Origin of the sequence: Stieleria marina, from assembly GCA_007741555.1 — a bacterium.
Lineage (GTDB): Bacteria > Planctomycetota > Planctomycetia > Pirellulales > Pirellulaceae > K23-9.
This window is the reverse complement of sequence record CP036526.1, coordinates 7,564,153-7,581,776: the sequence shown is the minus strand read 5'-3', so window position 1 is coordinate 7,581,776 and position 17,624 is coordinate 7,564,153. Positions and strand designations below refer to the sequence as shown.

Below are 17,624 nucleotides of genomic sequence, written 5' to 3'. Positions count from 1 at the left end.
GATTCCCGAAAAATTGAAATGCGAGCAAAGGCCGTTGCGGCTTAAAAAGTGAAAAGTGGGCAATCTATGACGCGAATGACTCACAAAAAGACGTTCAAACGTCCGATTTAGCTTGATGCGATTTGTGCTCTTTTCCTACTTTGCCAGTTAGCAGCTTGTTAATTAGCTCACGATCGATCAGATCCAGAGCATCCTATTCAAGCGTATTGTCAGCCGAGTCAATTTACATGAAGTCACTTGTGTCGCCGACTGAACTGGCGACAAAAACAACCGTGCAAACCGAAGCCGAAACAGCCGCGCCCCGCGAGGTCCAAGTGATCCGTACGCTCGGTCATGGTCGCGCTGCGCGAGCCCAGTTGGTGACTGCGACGTTGGCCGACGGAAGCAAAATCCAATGCGTCGAAAAAGTCTTTGCACCAGGACTTCTGACGCGACTAATCTACCGTTTCTCGTTTCAGTCGCCATTCGCCTACCAAAAGAATCGTGACGCGATCCTTTCGTGTTTCTATCGGCGCAAGGTGGCTGCGGCCGTTTTTGCCTCAGCGGGACAAAACGAGGAGTCGCCGCTGCCGACGCCCGATGTGGCCCAGCCGATTTATGTTCGTTACGACGAAGCGTCTCGCGCCTGGGTATTGGCAGCCAATTGGGTCAATGGTCGTGGCATTACCCCCGCGCCGGTTGATTCGTCTCGGCTGAGTCGATGGCTGCGAACGGTGACGACACGCGGGCAATCAAATTTAGTCGAAAGCAAAGATGAAATTGACCAACTGGTCGATGTCATGTCAAAAACGGAGTCCCTTCTGGGGCAATGCGGACTTTACGGTTCCGGATGGCAAGTCGCACCGCGTGCATTGGTGTCGACGGCCAACTTGCTGCGAGTCGGTGACCAATACACTGTCATTGATTTGGAATCGGGCATCCCGGCGTTTTTGGTACCACGGTACATCGCTAGCGGAATGTTGCGAGGCACGTTTCCACCGTTTGACGATGTGGACGCCCAGCAGCTTCGCAATTGGATCAACGTAAATGAAAGGGTGTTGACCTTTCGGATCGGTCCCGATGCGGTCTATCAGCTGCGCATTAACGCTGAAAAGCTGATTCATCACAGCGAAGCCTGGAAATCGTCGGAGTGGGCTGGGTTCCGACAACCATGGAATTGGTTCGCCAAAGGACGACGCGCAGCCTATCGAACGGAGATCGTCCGTCGTTGGCTGCAAGAAGAAACCATTGATCAAACGACTTTCGAACAGCTTGGCCACACGCCGATCAAGGTAGCGATGATCTGGTTGGCAGGTTTGTTGCCATCGTCGATGGGACGATTCGCCAGTCAGCTGTTTGGTCGTGCCGACGTGCGTGCCAAAGTGATGCGGTTTATCAAAGATCGCGATTATCGAGCGACCAAACTGCGACAGAATCTTTGCAAACGGTATCAACGTCTGGTCGACGACGAACGGATTGCTCCTGACACCATGCCACGCTCTAGCATGGGGGTGGTTCATGGGATTTTGGAATGCGTTACGCCACCGTCGTTGCATCGATTGTTGGTGGACGTCCGCCGACAAAAAGAGACGGCAGTCGTCTGCTTGCTCTTGTTGTTTAGTAAAAAATATCAGTCTTGGTTTGGGCAATCACGGATCGAAGCTTCGATCGAACGTTGGCAGGACAGCCAGCGGATTACCGACAAACAAGCCAAGAAACTCCGTGGTGATTTGTGCGGCGAGGAAGTCGGTGCGTACACGCGTGGGCTGGGGTTGCACCTGGCTCTCAAAGCGATGGCGCCCATCATTTTGCCGGCGAAAGTTGGCGGAGTCGCCGCGTTTGCAGGGACCGGCAACGCTTGGTTCTTGCTGCCGATCGTGATCACGCCCATCTTGCGGACGATTTTTACGATTGGCAGTGCGATCACGAATCGGCATCAGCGGATCCCTCATGGCGAAGCGCTGATGGTGTGTTGGATTCCGACGTTCGGTTCGGCTGCTTTTCTGTTGCAGATGTTTTCCAATCGCCCGCGATTATCGACGTTCTTGATCCGTGATGCAGCGTCCAAGGTGGGACGCAAGATCCCGATCTATGGTGGCGCTGATTCGCGCACCGAAATGGCATTCATTCGCGCGACCGACTTTCTGATCGAATGGATGAAGAACCTGACGGGTTTTTCGCAGCGACTGCGTTCTGCAATTGGCCTGCATCAAAGAGGCACGACTGCCGAGCTAGCGGACGTGGTTTCGATGACGCCACGCACTCCTTTGACTCGTTGGTTGGACCGGATGGCCGTCGAACAGATTGCTCGGCGTGAACAAAAAGCCAGTTCGGCAGACGCTGGCGTCTCGGTCCGCCGTGCTGCTTAGGTTCGATCTCGGTCGACTTCTGCCGGTCCCATTTGGTATTCAAAACGCTTCGGATTGAATCACCTCTCTCGACCGGTACAGAGTCAGCAACATGGTTTCGAATCAGTTACTCAAACGCACGCTGCTTTCAAGTGTCTTCTACGGCATGGTGCTGTTGACCGTCGGATGCGGTGCACAGGCCGATTCCAGCTCAACTCCGCCCGATCGCGATTCGGATTCCATCGGGGAAGTGGGGGCTACCGATCATTTGCAATCGTCGGTCGCCGAAGAGCCTCTGCAATCAGAGAGCTTTCAGATTGAGCCACTCCAAGTGGAATCCGCTGAGTTGAGTTTACAGCCTGGTTCGGCGAGCGGCGGGAGGGCTGGTTTATCAAAAAAGAGTGTTCGCTTGGATCAGTCGATCACAAAAGTGCCCGAAGCGATGGCAATGGAAAGTGCAGCGATGGCCATCGAGCCGCCCCGCGCATCTCCTCCGCCTCCCAAGGCAAGCCAGTCCATGGAAAGCTTGCCGGCAGGTTCGATCAAGCACGATGAAGAAAAATTTGCTCGCGTGAAAGTCTTTTACGCGACGGACCGAGCGCCCAGTCCGACTCCGCTTTCGGCGTATCGAATCAGCGGTGACACGCAACTAATGCAAACGCTGGCGGGTGCGTCGGTCGTTTTGTTTTTAGTCGCCGGCGTCGGCTGGGTGATTCGTCGCCCTCGGCTGAGTGCCGGGACAACGGCGCTGGGACTGGCGACAACCGCCGCATCCGTTGCTTTCTTTTTGATGGGCCGCACGACGATCGAAAAACATGGCGTCGATTACTTGGGTGACCGAGGCGTGCTGACGCGAGGCGTTTGCGAAGTCACTGTGCCTGTCGTCCATGAACGCGGCATCGTCGAACGCCCGAGTCTGTTGCGATTTGAATTTCGCGAAGACCAGGACAAGCACGTGGTGTTGACCCATGCGGTCGAAATGCAACGCGATCATTTCTATCAAAAACTTTCGACCACCGTTGCTGATTCGAAAGAAAGGGATCTGTTGGTTTTTATTCACGGCTACAACGTGGACTTCGATTCGGCGGTACAGCGAACGGCTCAGATATCGGTTGATCTCCCCTTCGAGGGCGTACCAATTTGCTACTCGTGGCCCAGTCAAGGACAGCTGCTGAGCTATTCGATCGACGAAAATAACGCGATGTGGACGGTCACTCACTTGCGTGAATTTCTGTTGGAATTGGCCAGCCAGAGCGGCGCCGATTCGATCAACGTGGTCGCGCATAGCATGGGCAATCGTGCCATGACGATGGCGATGCAACAGATCCAACACCAATCATCTCCGGGGGCAGATCCGATTTTTGACCGCGTCGTTTTGGCGGCCCCCGACGTGGACGCTGATCGTTTTCGTCGCGACCTGGCTCCATCACTGTTGAGTGTCGCCAATCAGGTCACGCTATATGCTTCGTCGGATGATCGTGCCTTGATCGCATCGAAAAAGGTTCACGGCTATCCGCGTGCGGGCGAAAGCGGCGCCGACTTGGTCGTTGTGCCGGGAGTGGAAACGATTGACGTCAGCGGAATCGACTTGAGTCTGCTGGGGCACAGTTACTATGGCGAAAACGATTCGATGCTCCGTGATCTTTACGATGTCGTTCGCGCCCGATTGCCCGCACCGCGCCGCCCGTCGCTGATCGCAAGACAGGCGGGGGCACTCACCTACTGGCAGTTGGCAAAGAAACCGCCTCAGGCCTTTGATCGTTAAGCATCTCTTAGGCGGAGATTCGCTTCGTCCAGTCGGCGTTGCTAATGACTTCGCTGATAAACATTTGCTGAGCGACCAAGATTGACTCTTGCAGTTGTTCTGCTGTCGCTTTGCCGGCTTCGTTTTCGACCGTGAGCGTTCCAGTCGCATCACGCAGGAATTCAACTTGGTAGCCATGGTGAAAGGCTTGACGGGCGGTTGTGTCGCAGCACATGTGGGTCATGTAGCCGGCGATGCAAACCGTGTCGACCTTGTTTTCTTTAAGCCACGGTTCCAAGTCCGTTCCGGTGAACGTACCGGGGAGCTGTTTGTCGATCAACAAATCTCGAGGACGCTTTTCAACTTCGTCGTGCAGCTGCCACATGTCCGAATTGAGACGGAAAATTGGCGACTCGGGGTCGGCTTGATGATGGCGAACGACAACGGTGGGGACGTTTTGCTTTGCCGCCACATCCATCACCGCCAGGATGTTTTCTAAGTGACCGGCGGGGTGCGAGATCGGCAGTGCACCGTCGAAATACTCACGCTGTACATCGATGACTAGTAGGGCTCGGGACATTGCAATCTCCTGGGAAAGGTGGTCGCAGTTCGCAAAACACGGTGAACTGCGAAAAAACACTGGGCTCTGCTACCAAGCACCGGGCTCCGCGAGGAAGCACTAGGCTCGGCGACGAAGCACCGGGTTCTGGGTAAATGTCTCTGCATCTGGCCAGGCCGCCGATCGCTCGGCGGCCAACCGATTGACAGTCTAAATCGAGTGGATGGGGCGTTTGTCCACATCCAACGCGGCCTCGTGGACGGCTTCGGAAAGTGTCGGGTGGGCGTGGCAGGTGCGTGCGATGTCTTCGCTGCTGGCACCAAATTCCATGGCTGCGGCTGCTTCGGCGATCAGGTCCCCTGCCCTGGCGCCGATGATGTGAACACCCAGGACACGGTCCGTCTTGGCATCCGCCAGGATTTTTACTCGGCCGTCAGCTTCGCCTAGTGTGCGAGCCCGTCCGTTGGCACCAAAGGGTGAAACGCCCTTTTTGTAATCGACTCCGGCTTCTTTCAGTTCGTCTTCCGTTTTGCCGACCATGGCGATTTCGGGGTGCGTGTAGACGATTGCCGGAATCACATCGTAGTTGAGGTGGCTTTTCATTCCGGCCATGCGTTCGATGCAAACGACCGCTTCTTCCATGGCTTTGTGCGCCAGCATCGCGCCGCCGATACAGTCGCCGGTGGCATAGACGCCTTCGACCGATGTCTCGAAGTTTTCATTAACGGAAATGAATCCGCGCTGATCCGTTTCCAGTCCAACGGATTCCAATCCCAGATCATCGGTTGCGGGTGTGCGACCGGTGGACAGCAAAACACGGTCACAGCGAATGGGATCGCTGTCTTTGATCGCAACCACGCATTCGTCACCGTCACGTTTTGCGGATTCGACAAACGTCTTGGTGTGGATCTTGAAGCCTTGTTTCTTGAGAGTTCGATGGGCCAATTTTGCCATTTCACTATCGCAGCCAGCCATAATGCGATCCATGGCTTCGAGCACGATGACTTCGCTGCCAAGTCGATTCCAAACGCTTCCCAGTTCCAAGCCGATGTAGCCACCACCGATGACGACAAGACGTTTGGGGACATCGGGAAACGACAGTGCTGTGGTGCTGTTGCCGATTCGATCGCCGTCTTCTTCGACACTGGGCAAGCTCATGGGTCGGCTGCCGACGCAGATAAGCACTTTCTTGGCTTGAATTTGCACCGGCTCGTCGCCTTCGACCACCACGGTTTCAACGTCGCGCATTTTTCCGCGGCCGAGATATGTCGTGACTTTGCGTTCTTTGAGCAACATGTTGATGCCGCCGGTCAACGTATCGACGATCTTGTCTTTGCGAGCCATCATCTTGCTTAGATCAAGCTCGACGCCGCCGACATTGATGCCGTGATCGACGAAACGATGCTGGGCTTCTTCGTACAGGTGGCTCGATTCCAACAGTGCTTTGCTGGGGATACAACCCACTCGCAAACAGGTGCCGCCGAAACGCGGATTTTCGTCGATGCAGGCAGCATCCATGCCCAATTGAGCGGCGCGGATGGCGGCAACGTAGCCGGCAGGTCCGCCGCCGATGATGACAAGATCGTGTTTGACGGTTTTCATAGAAAAAGACTTCTGGAGACGGGGCGATCGTTATTCTTCACTGCTCCCCCTAGTGTGGACACTATTGAGCGGAAGAGAAAGTAGCCCTTCACTTTGCCGGCTAACGGCTACTTTGTTTGGACCTTGCGAATAGGCGAATCGCGACGACAATACGCAAGCTGCAAAAGAAATCGCGTCTCCTTTCTTCCCTCCGGCGGTCCCGTTGCCCAAACGCAAACTTCGCAAGATCGCTGGCCCAGCTTTCGCCGCGGCGCTGTTCGTCCTGGCGGTACGTCTGTTGGCAAAAGAAGCGAACTCGATCACTTGGGAGGAGTTCGTTGCTGGAATGACAAGTGTTCCGTCGGTGTACCTGGGATTTGCAGCATTTCTGATCGCGTTGAATTACGGATTGCTGATCTGCTACGACTTATTGGCTTTGCGGTATTTGGCGCGTCCTTTGCCGCTGCGGCAGGTCGCGCTGGTGTCGTTTTTGGGTTACGCACTGGGCAACAATTTGGGCACGTTCTTGGCTGCTACGCCAATTCGATTTCGTTTTTACAGTCGGTGGGGGCTCCGGCCGCGTCAGATTGTGGTCCTGATCTCGATTCTTGGGCTGACGTTTTGGAGCGGGCTGTGGTTTTTGGGCGGAATCGTTTTGGTCCTGGTGCCCGTGGATTTGCCACCTGACATTGTGCTGCCGTTTGGCACCAAGACGCTTGGTGTGATCCTGCTAGGTCTGGGAGTCAGCTACGCCGCGGTGTGTTTTTTGTGGCACAAGCCTTGGCCGATTGGTGAGCTGCATCTACGTCCCCCGGAGCCTGGGTTGATGTTGGTGCAAGCCTCGGTCGCTGCCGTGGATTTGCTGATCTCCGCGACGGCTTTGTACTTGGTGCTTCCTGGTGACGCCGTCGCACCCTTTGCACTGGTGCTGGCCGCATACCTTGTGGGCATTGCGGTGTCGCTGATCACGCAGGTTCCTGGTGGTCTGGGAGTGCTGGAGTTGATTTTGCTGACGCTGTTAAAAGGCACCGTCGGGGATAGCGTCTTGGCGTCCGTTCTGATCTTTCGATTGCTGTACTATGTCGCCCCGCTGCTGGTGGGCATGGTCGTGTTGGTTGCACACGAGATCTATGGCGGCGCCGTTGAAGCGCGACATGCGAAAGAAGTTGCGATCAAAAGTGCCAATGACAAGGGTCCCAGCAACGAAGATGCTGGCGACGACACTCCTGGCCGCGAAGATCCCGGCAATGAAGATTCCAGAGCCATCGATTCTGGTGCCGACATTTGAGAATCTATTCGGATGCTCGTCTAAGCGTTGGCCCAGCAGCTTTGACGTAGCGGCATTTCGCTAGCACCGAGTTCGCCGTTTTCCTGATCCGCGCATCGCAATTGGCTTTTAGGGTCGAAGGGTGACTTTAGTTCCGTTTTGGTGGACTGGAATCGCCTTTGCCGGTCTGGTACAAGAATCAACCTTCGAATCGAATCGGCCCCGGATTGACCGGGATCCGAGGCACAAGCTGACCGAAAACCATCGAGCCATCCTCAGGTAGCACGCGATTGAAACCATCGACCCAACAACAGTGGACTGTTGACGATTCAAGCCACGAATACGCCGTTGACCGTTGGGGTGCCGGATACTTTTCGATATCAACGGACGGGAACGTGATCGTTCGGCCTGACCGCAATTCAGACGCCACGGTCGATCTGAAAACGCTGGTGGATCGACTTGGTCAACGCGGGTTGAATTTGCCGGTTTTGATTCGTTTCAACGGCATCCTTCGGGATCGACTGCGTTACTTGAATGAGTGCTTTGCCAAAGCAATTGACGACCACAACTATCAGAATCGTTACCGCTGCGTATTTCCCATCAAGGTGAACCAGCAACGCGAGGTTGTGCAGCAGATCGCAAAAGAAAACGCCGTGCTTGGCTTCGGGATCGAAGCGGGCAGCAAACCCGAATTGCTGGCGGCGGTTGCCATGAGTGATGCCAGTGTGCCAATCATTTGCAATGGCTTTAAAGACGAGGAGTTCATTCGGCTTGCCCTGATGGCTCAGCGAATGGGGCGGACGGTCATGCCGGTGATCGAAAAGGCATCGGAGCTTGATTTGATTCTTCGTGTGGCGGCGGAAGTGGGCGTTCGACCGACCGTCGGGATGCGAGTCAAATTGGCGACTCGCGGTAGCGGTCGTTGGCAAGCCAGCGGCGGATACCGAAGCAAATTTGGACTGACGGTTGCGGAACTGTTGACGGCGCTCGATCGGTTGGTGTCATTGGACATGGCGGATTGTTTTCAGCTGCTGCACTTTCATGTCGGCAGCCAGATAGGAAATATTCGCCAGCTCAAGTCGGCCATTTTGGAAGCCGCAAGAATCTATGTCGACCTGAAGCGTCGCGGCGCTGCGATGGGATACTTGGACGTCGGCGGCGGACTGGGCGTCGACTATGACGGTTCGCGCAGCGACAACGAATCAAGCATGAACTACACGATCCAGGAATACGCCAACGACGTTGTTTTTCACATTCAAAGTGTTTGCGACGAAGCACAGGTGCCGCATCCCCAGTTGTTGTCCGAAAGCGGCCGAGCGATCGCGGCGCAGCACAGCGTTTTGGTCGTCGAAACGATTGGTGTGACGACGCAAGGCAAAGCGAATCCGGTGACTTCGCAGTCGCTTCCCGAAGACTTCGAAAAGCCGGTGCATGACCTGAAGTCGGCTCATGCAAATTTGTCGCTCGACAATGTGATGGAAAGTTTTCACGACGCGCAAGTGTCGCTTGATCTTTGCATGAATCTTTTCAGTGGCGGATACCTGCCGCTGGAGCAGCGAGTGGAAGCAGAGAATCTGTACTTTTCGCTTTGTCATCGCATCCGAGAAATTTCAGAAAACGTCGACGGCATTTCACCCGAACTCAAACAGCTCGATCGTCTGCTATCCGACATCTACTTTGTCAACTTTTCGCTTTTTCAGTCGCTTCCGGATTCTTGGGCGATCGGGCAGATGTTTCCTGTCATGCCGATCCATCGTCTGGATGAAGCTCCCACGCGGAGCGGTGTACTGGGAGACATTACGTGCGACAGCGACGGAAAGGTGGACCACTTTATCGGCGGCAAAGGGCACCAGCGAACATTGAAGCTGCATACCGTCAAAGAATCAGAGCCGTATCAGCTTGGTATCTTTTTTGTTGGAGCGTATCAAGAAATTCTTGGCGACCTGCACAACCTGTTTGGTGATACGCACGCGGTGCATGTCGATTGCGAAAACGGAGAACCCAAGATTAGCTCGATCGTCAAAGGCGACACGGTTTCGGAAGTCCTGAGCTATGTACAGTACGACGTCCGTGAACTGATCGAACGAATCCAGGGACAGATCGAAGATGCGATTTCGGCCAAGAACATCGACAACGTGCAAGCTGGCCAGATTATCGCGGCTTATGAACAGGCGATGACGGGGTACACCTATCTGCGCCCGCAGCAGGCTCCTGAAAAAAACTCTCAATCGCCCGCGCAGACGCGCGTCACGATTGCGACTGACTGAGTGTTGCGATGGCACGGCCCATTGTGGCAGCCGACTTTGCTTTTCTTGTTCCCCAAACAGGTGTCATTGCCTGCAGTGACGTCGGAGATCTTCAATGAGTCAGCCAAACGATCCAACTCACGTCCAACTAAGCAACCACGCCGATGATGCGGTTCCTGACTATGACGTGAGCGATTTTGAGCGCGAACTGGTCGTTCGTCCGATGCAAATAGGCGACTACGATGCGATCGTCCAGATGCAGCAGCGGTGTTTTGCCGACATGGAGCCGTGGAGTCGCGATCAAATCGAAAGCCAGTTGAAGCACTTTCCCGAAGGTCAAATTGTGATCGAGTGTGATGGTCGCATCGTCGCCAGCAGCAGCTGCCTGATGTTGGACTACGACGACGATTTGGAGTGGTGCAACTGGAAAAAGACAGCGGATTCCGGATTCATTCGCAATCACAATCCCAAGGGCGACACGGTCTACGGCATCGAAATCATGGTCGATCCCGATTTTCGTGGTATGCGTCTGTCGCGACGACTGTATGACGCTCGCAAAGAGCTCTGTCGCGGTCGCAATGTCGAACAAATGATCGTCGGCGGAAGGATTCCCGGATATCACAAATACGCACACGAGATGAAGGCGTCAGAGTACATCGATCGCGTGGTCAATAAATCGATCTATGATCCTGTTTTGACGGCACAAATCGCGAACGGTTTTTCGTTGCAAGGGTTGTTAAGCAACTACCTCCCGTCGGACACAGAGAGCTGCGGGTATGCGACGTTCCTGGAATGGAAAAATTTGGACTACGCCCCGGTAGCCAAACGACGTTACCGGCGCACGGTTCGGCCGGTGCGAATCGGTGCCGTCCAATACCAAATGCGTTCGATCGCTGACTTTGAAGAATTTGCCAAACAGATCACATACTTTGTTGATGTCGCGGGGGACTATAAATGTGATTTTCTCTTGTTTCCCGAGTTGTTCACAACCCAGTTGCTGTCGATCATGCCCGTGCTGCGTCCTGGGCATGCGGCACGCGAGTTGGCGAAGTACACGCCTCGGCTGTTGGAGCTTTTCGCTGACTTGGCGGTGAAGTTTGATACCAATATCGTCGCCGGATCGCACTTTGTGGTCGAAGACGACCGGCTCTACAACGTCGCGTTTCTGTTTCACCGCGACGGTCGCATTGACAAACAGTACAAGCTTCACATCACGCCTAGCGAACGGCGTTGGTGGGGAGTCGAAGGAGGCCCGTCGATCGATGTCTTCGATACCGATTGCGGTCGCGTCGCGATTCAAGTTTGCTACGACTGCGAATTTCCTGAGCTCGGCCGTATTGCGGCCGGCAAAGGAGCAGACATCATTTTTGTGCCTTTCAATACTGATACACGCAGCGGGTACCTGCGCGTCCGAACCTGTGCCGCAGCCAGGTGCGTCGAAAACGATGTCTACGTCGCAATTGCGGGCTGCACCGGCAATCTTCCCTTCGTCGAAAATGCCGATATCCATTACGCACAGTCCGCCATCTTTACTCCTTGCGACGTCACGTTTGCTCGCGATGGTATCGGCGCCGAGGCGAACGCGAATATCGAAACCGTCGTCATTCACGATGTCGATTTGGAGTTGCTTAAACGACATCGTGAGCAAGGCAGCGTGACGAACTGGAAAGATCGTCGCACCGACCTGTATGACGTGAAGCAGCTTTCGGAGGATTGATGCCGAATCGCACCACGGCAAATTTGATCCATCGGAGGTGACGCGAATATTCAAGTCAGCTGTGATTGTGTTTGGAGGGACCAGGGATGGCGGGTAAGATAAGTGCCCCGCCCTCCCCTCCCAATTTGCTTGTCAATTATGAATCGTTGTTTGCGATTTCTTGTACCCTTCGTTCTGCTTGGTCTGCCTGTCGTATTGGTCGCTGCGTCGCCAACTGTGAACTTCAATCGCGATGTGCGCCCCGTGTTGGCGAAGCACTGCTTCACTTGCCATGGTCCCGACGAAAATGCTCGCGAAGCAGGCCTGCGGCTCGATACCCAAATCGGATCGCGGGAAGACTTGGGTGGCTATGCGGCGGTCCAGCCGAACTCCGTGGACGCGAGTGAACTGATTCAGCGTGTGACAAGCGACGACGCCGACTTGCGGATGCCGCCTGCCGATTCGCATCCACCGTTGACCGATCATGAGATCCAATTGTTGAAGGAGTGGATTGCCGCTGGCGGCGACTACGAGACACACTGGGCGTTCGTCGCGCCTGATTCGGTGCAGGTTCCCTTCGATGTCGACGATGAATGGTCACGCAATGCGATCGATCGATTCGTTCGTCGCAGAATGCAAACCGCCGATCTGGAGCCGGCGCCTCGAGCCAATCGTGCGGCTTTGATTCGCCGGTTGTATTTGGATCTGTTGGGCCTGACGCCGACGCCAGAAGCCGTCGATCGCTTTACCCAAGATGACGACCCGGCCGCCTATCAAAGACTGGTCGATCGTCTCCTGGCTTCTCCCGACTACGCCGAGCGTTTTGCACGCCCGTGGTTGGACTTGGCTCGCTATAGCGACACCAACGGATACGAAAAAGACCGCCCCCGAACGATCTGGCCGTACCGTGACTGGGTAATCAATGCGATCGCCAGCGATATGCCGTTTGACCAATTCACGATTGAACAGCTCGCCGGCGACATGTTGCCCGGTGCTACGCGAGACCAGCAGATAGCGACAGGATTTAACCGCAACACGATGCTGAACGAAGAGGGCGGTATCGATCCACTGGAGTACCGGTTCTATGCGATGGTCGATCGAGTCGCGACGGTTGGCACCGTGTGGTTGGGATTGACCACAGGTTGCGCTCAGTGTCACACGCACAAATACGATCCGCTGACGCACACCGACTACTACGCCATGATGGCGCTACTAGACAATGCAAACGAACCGGAAGTCGTTGTGCCGGATGCTGAACGCGAAGCAAAGAAACGATTGATCGAATCACAGGTGGATCGTGAAGTCGATTCGTTGGTTGATCGTTTTCTAAATCGTCCTAAAACCGAAGGCGACGAAGCGGTTCGCACGGCATTTGAGGCCGTGGTGCTACAGCAACGTGAGCAAGAAGAACTGCGCTGGCAAACACCACGGCCGAATGAATTGAAAACAACCCTGCCACGTCTGTCCGTGTTGGACGACGGGTCCATTCTTGCCAGCGGAGATGTGACGAAACGCGATGTCTTTGAACTAACCTTCGACTTGCAAGATTTGGCAGAACCCCTGACTGCCTTGCGACTGACCGCGTTGCCTCACGAATCGCTGCCAGCAGGCGGGCCGGGCATGGCGTTTTATGAAGGGCGGCGAGGTGATTTCTTTCTCAGCGAGATCAACGTCAAAGCAAACGGCAGTCCAATCAAACTGAAAGAGGGCTCCCATAGTTTTGGCAAAATTAGCGTCGGATCAGGCAACGCGGATGCTGGAAACGTTTTCGATGGCGATGGTTCGACGGGCTGGTCGACGTCGGGAAAAGAGGGGCAATCGAATCACCTAGTGGTCAACTTTGACGAATCTGTCACCGAAGGCGTTTTGAAAATTGAGTTGGTGTTTGAGCGACATTTCGCGGCAGCGTTGGGGCATTTCCGAATTGAATTTGCAAGCGGCGACAAGACTGCCCAAGCGGTGTTGATCCCTGGATTGACGCTCGCTGACGAAGGAAGTCTGCGTGCACTCAAGCGTCAATTTGTGTTGACCAGCGATGCGATGAAGAAGCATCGGAAGCCCATCGAGAGGTTGCAGGCCGAGATTCCGGAGGAGATTCGCACGCTGGGAATGTTGGAGCGAGAACCGGCCGACGCTCGCACGACGCATCGGCATCATCGTGGTGAGTACTTGCAGGCCAAAGAGTCGGTTGCTCCGGCGGTGCCAGTCGTGTTTGAGCGGATCGAAAGCGGATCGAATCGAGCTCCGGATCGATTGTCGTTTGCTCGCTGGCTGGTTAGTGACAAGAACGTTTTGGTGGGACGCGTGAGTGCAAATCGCGCCTGGCGGCATTTTTTCGGCACCGGCATCGTGCGGACCGCGGGCGATTTTGGAACTCAAAGCGAACCGCCTTCGCATCCGAGATTGATCGACTTTTTAGATCAGCAACTGCGTCGGGGAGGCTGGTCGCTGAAACGCTTGCATCGCGAGATTGTTTTGTCGGCGACTTACCAACAGCGTGTTGGACATGGACCGGAGAGTGATCCGGGCAATCGATTGCTTTCGCGCTTTCCCTATCGGCGACTGGATGCCGAACGAATTCGCGATGCGATGCTATCGGCCGCGGATTTGTTAACCAAAAAATGGGGCGGACCGAGTGTCTATCCGCCGCAACCCGATGCGATCAGCAAGATGGCGTATGGTAGTCCCGCGTGGAATACATCCAGCGGCGGCGATCGTTACCGTCGATCGCTGTACACCTTTAGCAAACGCACGGCGCCGTTCGCTGCGTTTGCGACGTTCGATGGTCCCAGTGGTGAAACCTGTGCTGCACGTCGCGATTCCAGCACGACTCCGCTGCAAGCTTTGACGTTGATGAACGATGCGATGTATCTGGAAATTGCTCAAGGATTGGCCGAAGCAACGCTTCGTGACGTGGGAAGTGATGCCGCGCCAAAAACGATCGTGCAGCGGTTGTTTCGCCGGCTGCTGGGGCGCAAGGCCGAGCCGGGCGAGATCGATGCCTTGATGGAATTTTATGAATCACAAATCGCTCACGAAGAGCCGTGGACCTTGGTGGCTCGTGCCCTAATGAATACCGATGAAGCCATTACCGTGCCTTAAGCAATTTTATTTTAATGCTTTGAGGATGAGAGCGAATCAGGTTTTGAGAATCAGAAAAGTTGAAGCTATGAACAAGAATCTAAAACAGCAAACGCGCCGTCAGCTTTTTGGGCAATGTGGCATCGGTCTTGGGAAAGTCGCGTTGGCGTCGATGTTTGCGTCTGAGTTTGGTGCTGGATCGGCGCAGGCTGCGCCGATGCAAGCACGCGGTTTTCATTACCCACCACGCGCCAAACGTGTGATCTATTTGTTTATGGCGGGGGCTCCTAGCCAGCTAGATTTGTTTGACTACAAACCCAAGTTGGTCGAACTGGAAGGTCAGTCGATCCCGCCATCGGTGATTGCAGGCCAGCGCTACGCGTTCATTCAACCTGACGCAGCCGTGTTGTCACCCCGCTTCAAATTTGCCAAACACGGTCAGTCAGGGGCGGAGCTGTCGGAGATGTTGCCACACTTGTCCGAAGTCGTGGATGACGTTTCGTTTATCAAAAGTGTTCACACCGATCAATTCAACCACTCGCCAGCGCAGATTTTTGTTAACACGGGCAGTCCGATTCCTGGTCGGCCGTCGATGGGGTCCTGGCTTAGCTATGGAATCGGCAGTGACACCAACGATCTGCCAGGATTCGTGGTGCTCAAAAGCGGAGGAAACTTGTCAGGCGGTGCTTCGATGTGGAACGCAGGGTTCTTGCCGGGCGAACATCAGGGCGTACCGCTGCGTGGCAGCGGCGATCCAATTTTGCACGTTGCAAACCCTGAGGGGATCGATCGAAAGACGCAGCGAGAAACGATTGACTTGATTTCAAAACTGAACCAGCGTCGTTTTGAGCAAACCGGTGTGGATGAAATCAATACGCGAATTGAATCGTACGAAATGGCGTACCGGATGCAGGCTCGTGCGCCGGAGTTGATGGATTTTTCGGGCGAAGACCAGGCCACGTTGGAGATGTACGGTGTCAAACCAGATGACGCCGGTTCGTTTGCCAAAAGCTGTTTGCTGGCTCGGCGATTGGCCGAACGTGGCGTGCGGTTTATCCAGCTGTACCATTCCGGATGGGATCACCACAGCAACGTCGAAGGTGGCGTGCGACGCCAATGCAAAGAGACCGATCAAGGGTGTGCGGCACTGATCAAAGACTTGAAACGTCGCGGGATGTTGGAAGACACGTTGGTGGTGTGGGGCGGCGAGTTTGGACGTACCCCAATGGTCGAATCAAGTGGTGCGTTGGGCCGAAAAATGGGCCGTGACCATCACCCGCAAGCGTTTACGATGTGGATGGCAGGTGGCGGCGTGAAGGCAGGCCAGACGATTGGTGCGACCGATGAATTGGGTTTTCACCCGGTCCAAGACGCCGTGCACGTTCATGATATTCAAGCCACAATCTTGAATCAGCTTGGCATCGATCACGAACGATTGACGTTTACGTTTGCAGGACGTCCGTATCGTTTGACGGACGTTCACGGACACGTGATTGGCAAGTTGGTCGGCTAGAAGAAAGCTGCGTCGGCTAAGGAATCAGGCACTGGTTGAGAGTGAATGCAGCGAGCGGTTCGGGCAACAAACATCAGCGACGAAGCAGCAGACGAGACCGATAACGGTGGGCGGCTTCAACACTATTTGGTAAACGAAGTTGTCGATGACAGGAGTGAGCTCGCCGGACTACTCGCTGGTTGGAAACGCCGGCCTTGCTCGGTTGATTTTAAAATGGCCAACGCATCGGTGCGAAGAATCTGTGAACTGCTGAGGACTTCTCGTGCGTCTTCGCCAGCGCCATGCAGGTCGCCTTCGTCCAGCAATCTGCGAGCCCGATTGAGATAGAAGAGATTCAGTCTGCGCGAGTGCCGTAGCGAGTAAAGCTCTCCCCCGCACACGCTGACGATTCCAACGAGCACCAAGATCGTCGGGTCTTCGCTACCGAGCAGCCAACCGACGCAGTGGCCCAATGTCATGCCAAGTAAAGTCAACTGCACGATCAGCCGCCACTGTGAATCTTCGGGCGGTCGACGTTTTAGGCTGACCGCTCTGACTTCGTCCCAAAGAATGCCACGAATCAATCTAATCACTAGGATTCCATTGGCAGCGAGTGCTCCGACGAGCACGCAGAGAACTGGGTTGGGCAGCATGGGAGTGACTCAGTTTGCTGAAATTCGGGGCGTCCGAAGGCAACCTGGGTTACAACTGGACGACGAGCAAGGAAAACTGAGTTGGATCCAACGGAAAACTCCAATGCGGCCGTGCTTGGTGACGGATTTAGCGACGTTGGAGCATGGCACCGATTTTGATTTGCATGGCCGCATGGTGGTTTTGAACGCTCGACCGATAGTTCACAGATCGACGATGCGGGACGATTGGCTGTGGTGGTGCAGCAATCGGCGGTGCAAAAATTGGAGGCGCGAAAGAAGGCGGTGCAACAATCACTGGTGGCGCAAAGGGAGGCGTCATGTGCGTTGGCCGGCGATACAGAATTTCTTCCGCATGCGTGTGCTGCTGTGTTGAAAGGCAGGCGGCTTCATGGATGACGTCCGTGTAGGCGTGAACGACAGATTGCCAGCACCGAATGACCTCTGGACTCGAGTGGTAACAGGCTTGTCCAAAAATGGCGTGTTCGACACGATCTTGGAGCTTGTTGATTTCTCTTAATGCCGACGCAAATCGGTCGTCGTATTTTTCGCTCCGGTGAGCATGTCGGGCGGCGCTGCGAAGCCGACTGGTGGAATCTTCCAAGTCATCGACCAGCCGCACGTCGTATCGGTCGTAGGCCCTGGCCTGGATTACGTGACGCTCGAAATCGACGACCACGTCTCGGTAGCGATCGGTCGCTTCGTACAGCGGCGAGTCATGCGACGCTGACGCGACCGAGTTCAGACTAGTGGCGAAAAACAGCAACAACACGGACAGCTTCTTCATATTTCCCGGTCTCAACTTAGGGGGATTTGGTCGGCTAGCATCAAGCGACGCAAGCTATCTAGCAAGTAAAGCAGATGCGGTGCCAAACAGGCCAATGCCTCCAAAGTCTTCGATATTCCGCTGTTTTGTGCGTCTAACCACTCCGTGGCGTGGTCAAGATGAGCGGTCTGTGTGATCAATTTGAAGTCAATCCA

General features: G+C 54.9%; 11 protein-coding genes. 7 read left to right on the top strand and 4 right to left on the bottom strand.

Features of this window, described 5'->3' with window-relative positions; translation table 11 throughout:
* Positions 1 to 227 precede the first annotated feature (227 nt).
* Both K239x_RS26870 and K239x_RS26865 read left to right on the top strand, forming a co-directional pair.
* On the top strand, positions 228 to 2,348 hold the full coding sequence (locus K239x_RS26870) for a hypothetical protein (protein ID WP_145421419.1): 2,121 nt from the start codon (positions 228 to 230) through the stop codon (positions 2,346 to 2,348).
* A gap of 91 nt (positions 2,349 to 2,439) precedes the next feature.
* On the top strand, positions 2,440 to 4,092 hold the full coding sequence (locus K239x_RS26865; RefSeq protein ID WP_145421418.1) for an alpha/beta hydrolase: 1,653 nt from the start codon (positions 2,440 to 2,442) through the stop codon (positions 4,090 to 4,092).
* A gap of 7 nt (positions 4,093 to 4,099) precedes the next feature.
* Here the strand turns inward: K239x_RS26865 and K239x_RS26860 are convergent, their stop codons facing one another.
* Together K239x_RS26860 and lpdA are read right to left on the bottom strand one after the other, a co-directional pair.
* Complete coding sequence (locus K239x_RS26860) at positions 4,100 to 4,651, bottom strand: cysteine hydrolase family protein (protein WP_145421416.1); 552 nt, start codon at positions 4,649 to 4,651, stop codon at positions 4,100 to 4,102.
* 189 nt (positions 4,652 to 4,840) lie between these two features.
* On the bottom strand, positions 4,841 to 6,232 hold the full coding sequence (gene lpdA, locus K239x_RS26855; RefSeq protein ID WP_145421414.1) for a dihydrolipoyl dehydrogenase: 1,392 nt from the start codon (positions 6,230 to 6,232) through the stop codon (positions 4,841 to 4,843).
* A 202-nt stretch (positions 6,233 to 6,434) separates the two neighbouring features.
* Between lpdA and K239x_RS26850 the strand changes: the two genes are divergently transcribed.
* From K239x_RS26850 to K239x_RS26830, 5 genes are all read left to right on the top strand, one after another.
* Positions 6,435 to 7,499, top strand: coding sequence for a putative bifunctional lysylphosphatidylglycerol flippase/synthetase (locus K239x_RS26850; protein WP_419189438.1), 1,065 nt, complete (start codon positions 6,435 to 6,437; stop codon positions 7,497 to 7,499).
* Positions 7,500 to 7,768: 269 nt separating this feature from the next.
* Positions 7,769 to 9,745: a biosynthetic arginine decarboxylase gene (gene speA / locus K239x_RS26845; protein ID WP_145421412.1), complete on the top strand. Its 1,977-nt coding sequence runs from the start codon at positions 7,769 to 7,771 to the stop codon at positions 9,743 to 9,745.
* A gap of 94 nt (positions 9,746 to 9,839) precedes the next feature.
* Complete coding sequence (locus tag K239x_RS26840; RefSeq protein WP_145421410.1) at positions 9,840 to 11,441, top strand: GNAT family N-acetyltransferase; 1,602 nt, start codon at positions 9,840 to 9,842, stop codon at positions 11,439 to 11,441.
* A gap of 150 nt (positions 11,442 to 11,591) precedes the next feature.
* Positions 11,592 to 14,522 (top strand): DUF1553 domain-containing protein, encoded by a 2,931-nt coding sequence (locus tag K239x_RS26835; protein WP_419189437.1) that lies wholly within the window; start codon positions 11,592 to 11,594, stop codon positions 14,520 to 14,522.
* A gap of 67 nt (positions 14,523 to 14,589) precedes the next feature.
* Complete coding sequence (locus tag K239x_RS26830) at positions 14,590 to 16,014, top strand: DUF1501 domain-containing protein (protein ID WP_145421406.1); 1,425 nt, start codon at positions 14,590 to 14,592, stop codon at positions 16,012 to 16,014.
* A gap of 122 nt (positions 16,015 to 16,136) precedes the next feature.
* On the opposite strand, the gene K239x_RS26825 is transcribed toward K239x_RS26830, so the two are convergent.
* Together K239x_RS26825 and K239x_RS26820 are read right to left on the bottom strand one after the other, a co-directional pair.
* The gene (locus K239x_RS26825) at positions 16,137 to 16,646 is read right to left on the bottom strand and encodes a hypothetical protein (RefSeq protein ID WP_145421405.1); all 510 of its coding nucleotides are present in this window, start codon (positions 16,644 to 16,646) and stop codon (positions 16,137 to 16,139) included.
* A gap of 127 nt (positions 16,647 to 16,773) precedes the next feature.
* Positions 16,774 to 17,430, bottom strand: coding sequence for a hypothetical protein (locus K239x_RS26820; RefSeq protein ID WP_145421403.1), 657 nt, complete (start codon positions 17,428 to 17,430; stop codon positions 16,774 to 16,776).
* Positions 17,431 to 17,624: the final 194 nt, after the last annotated feature.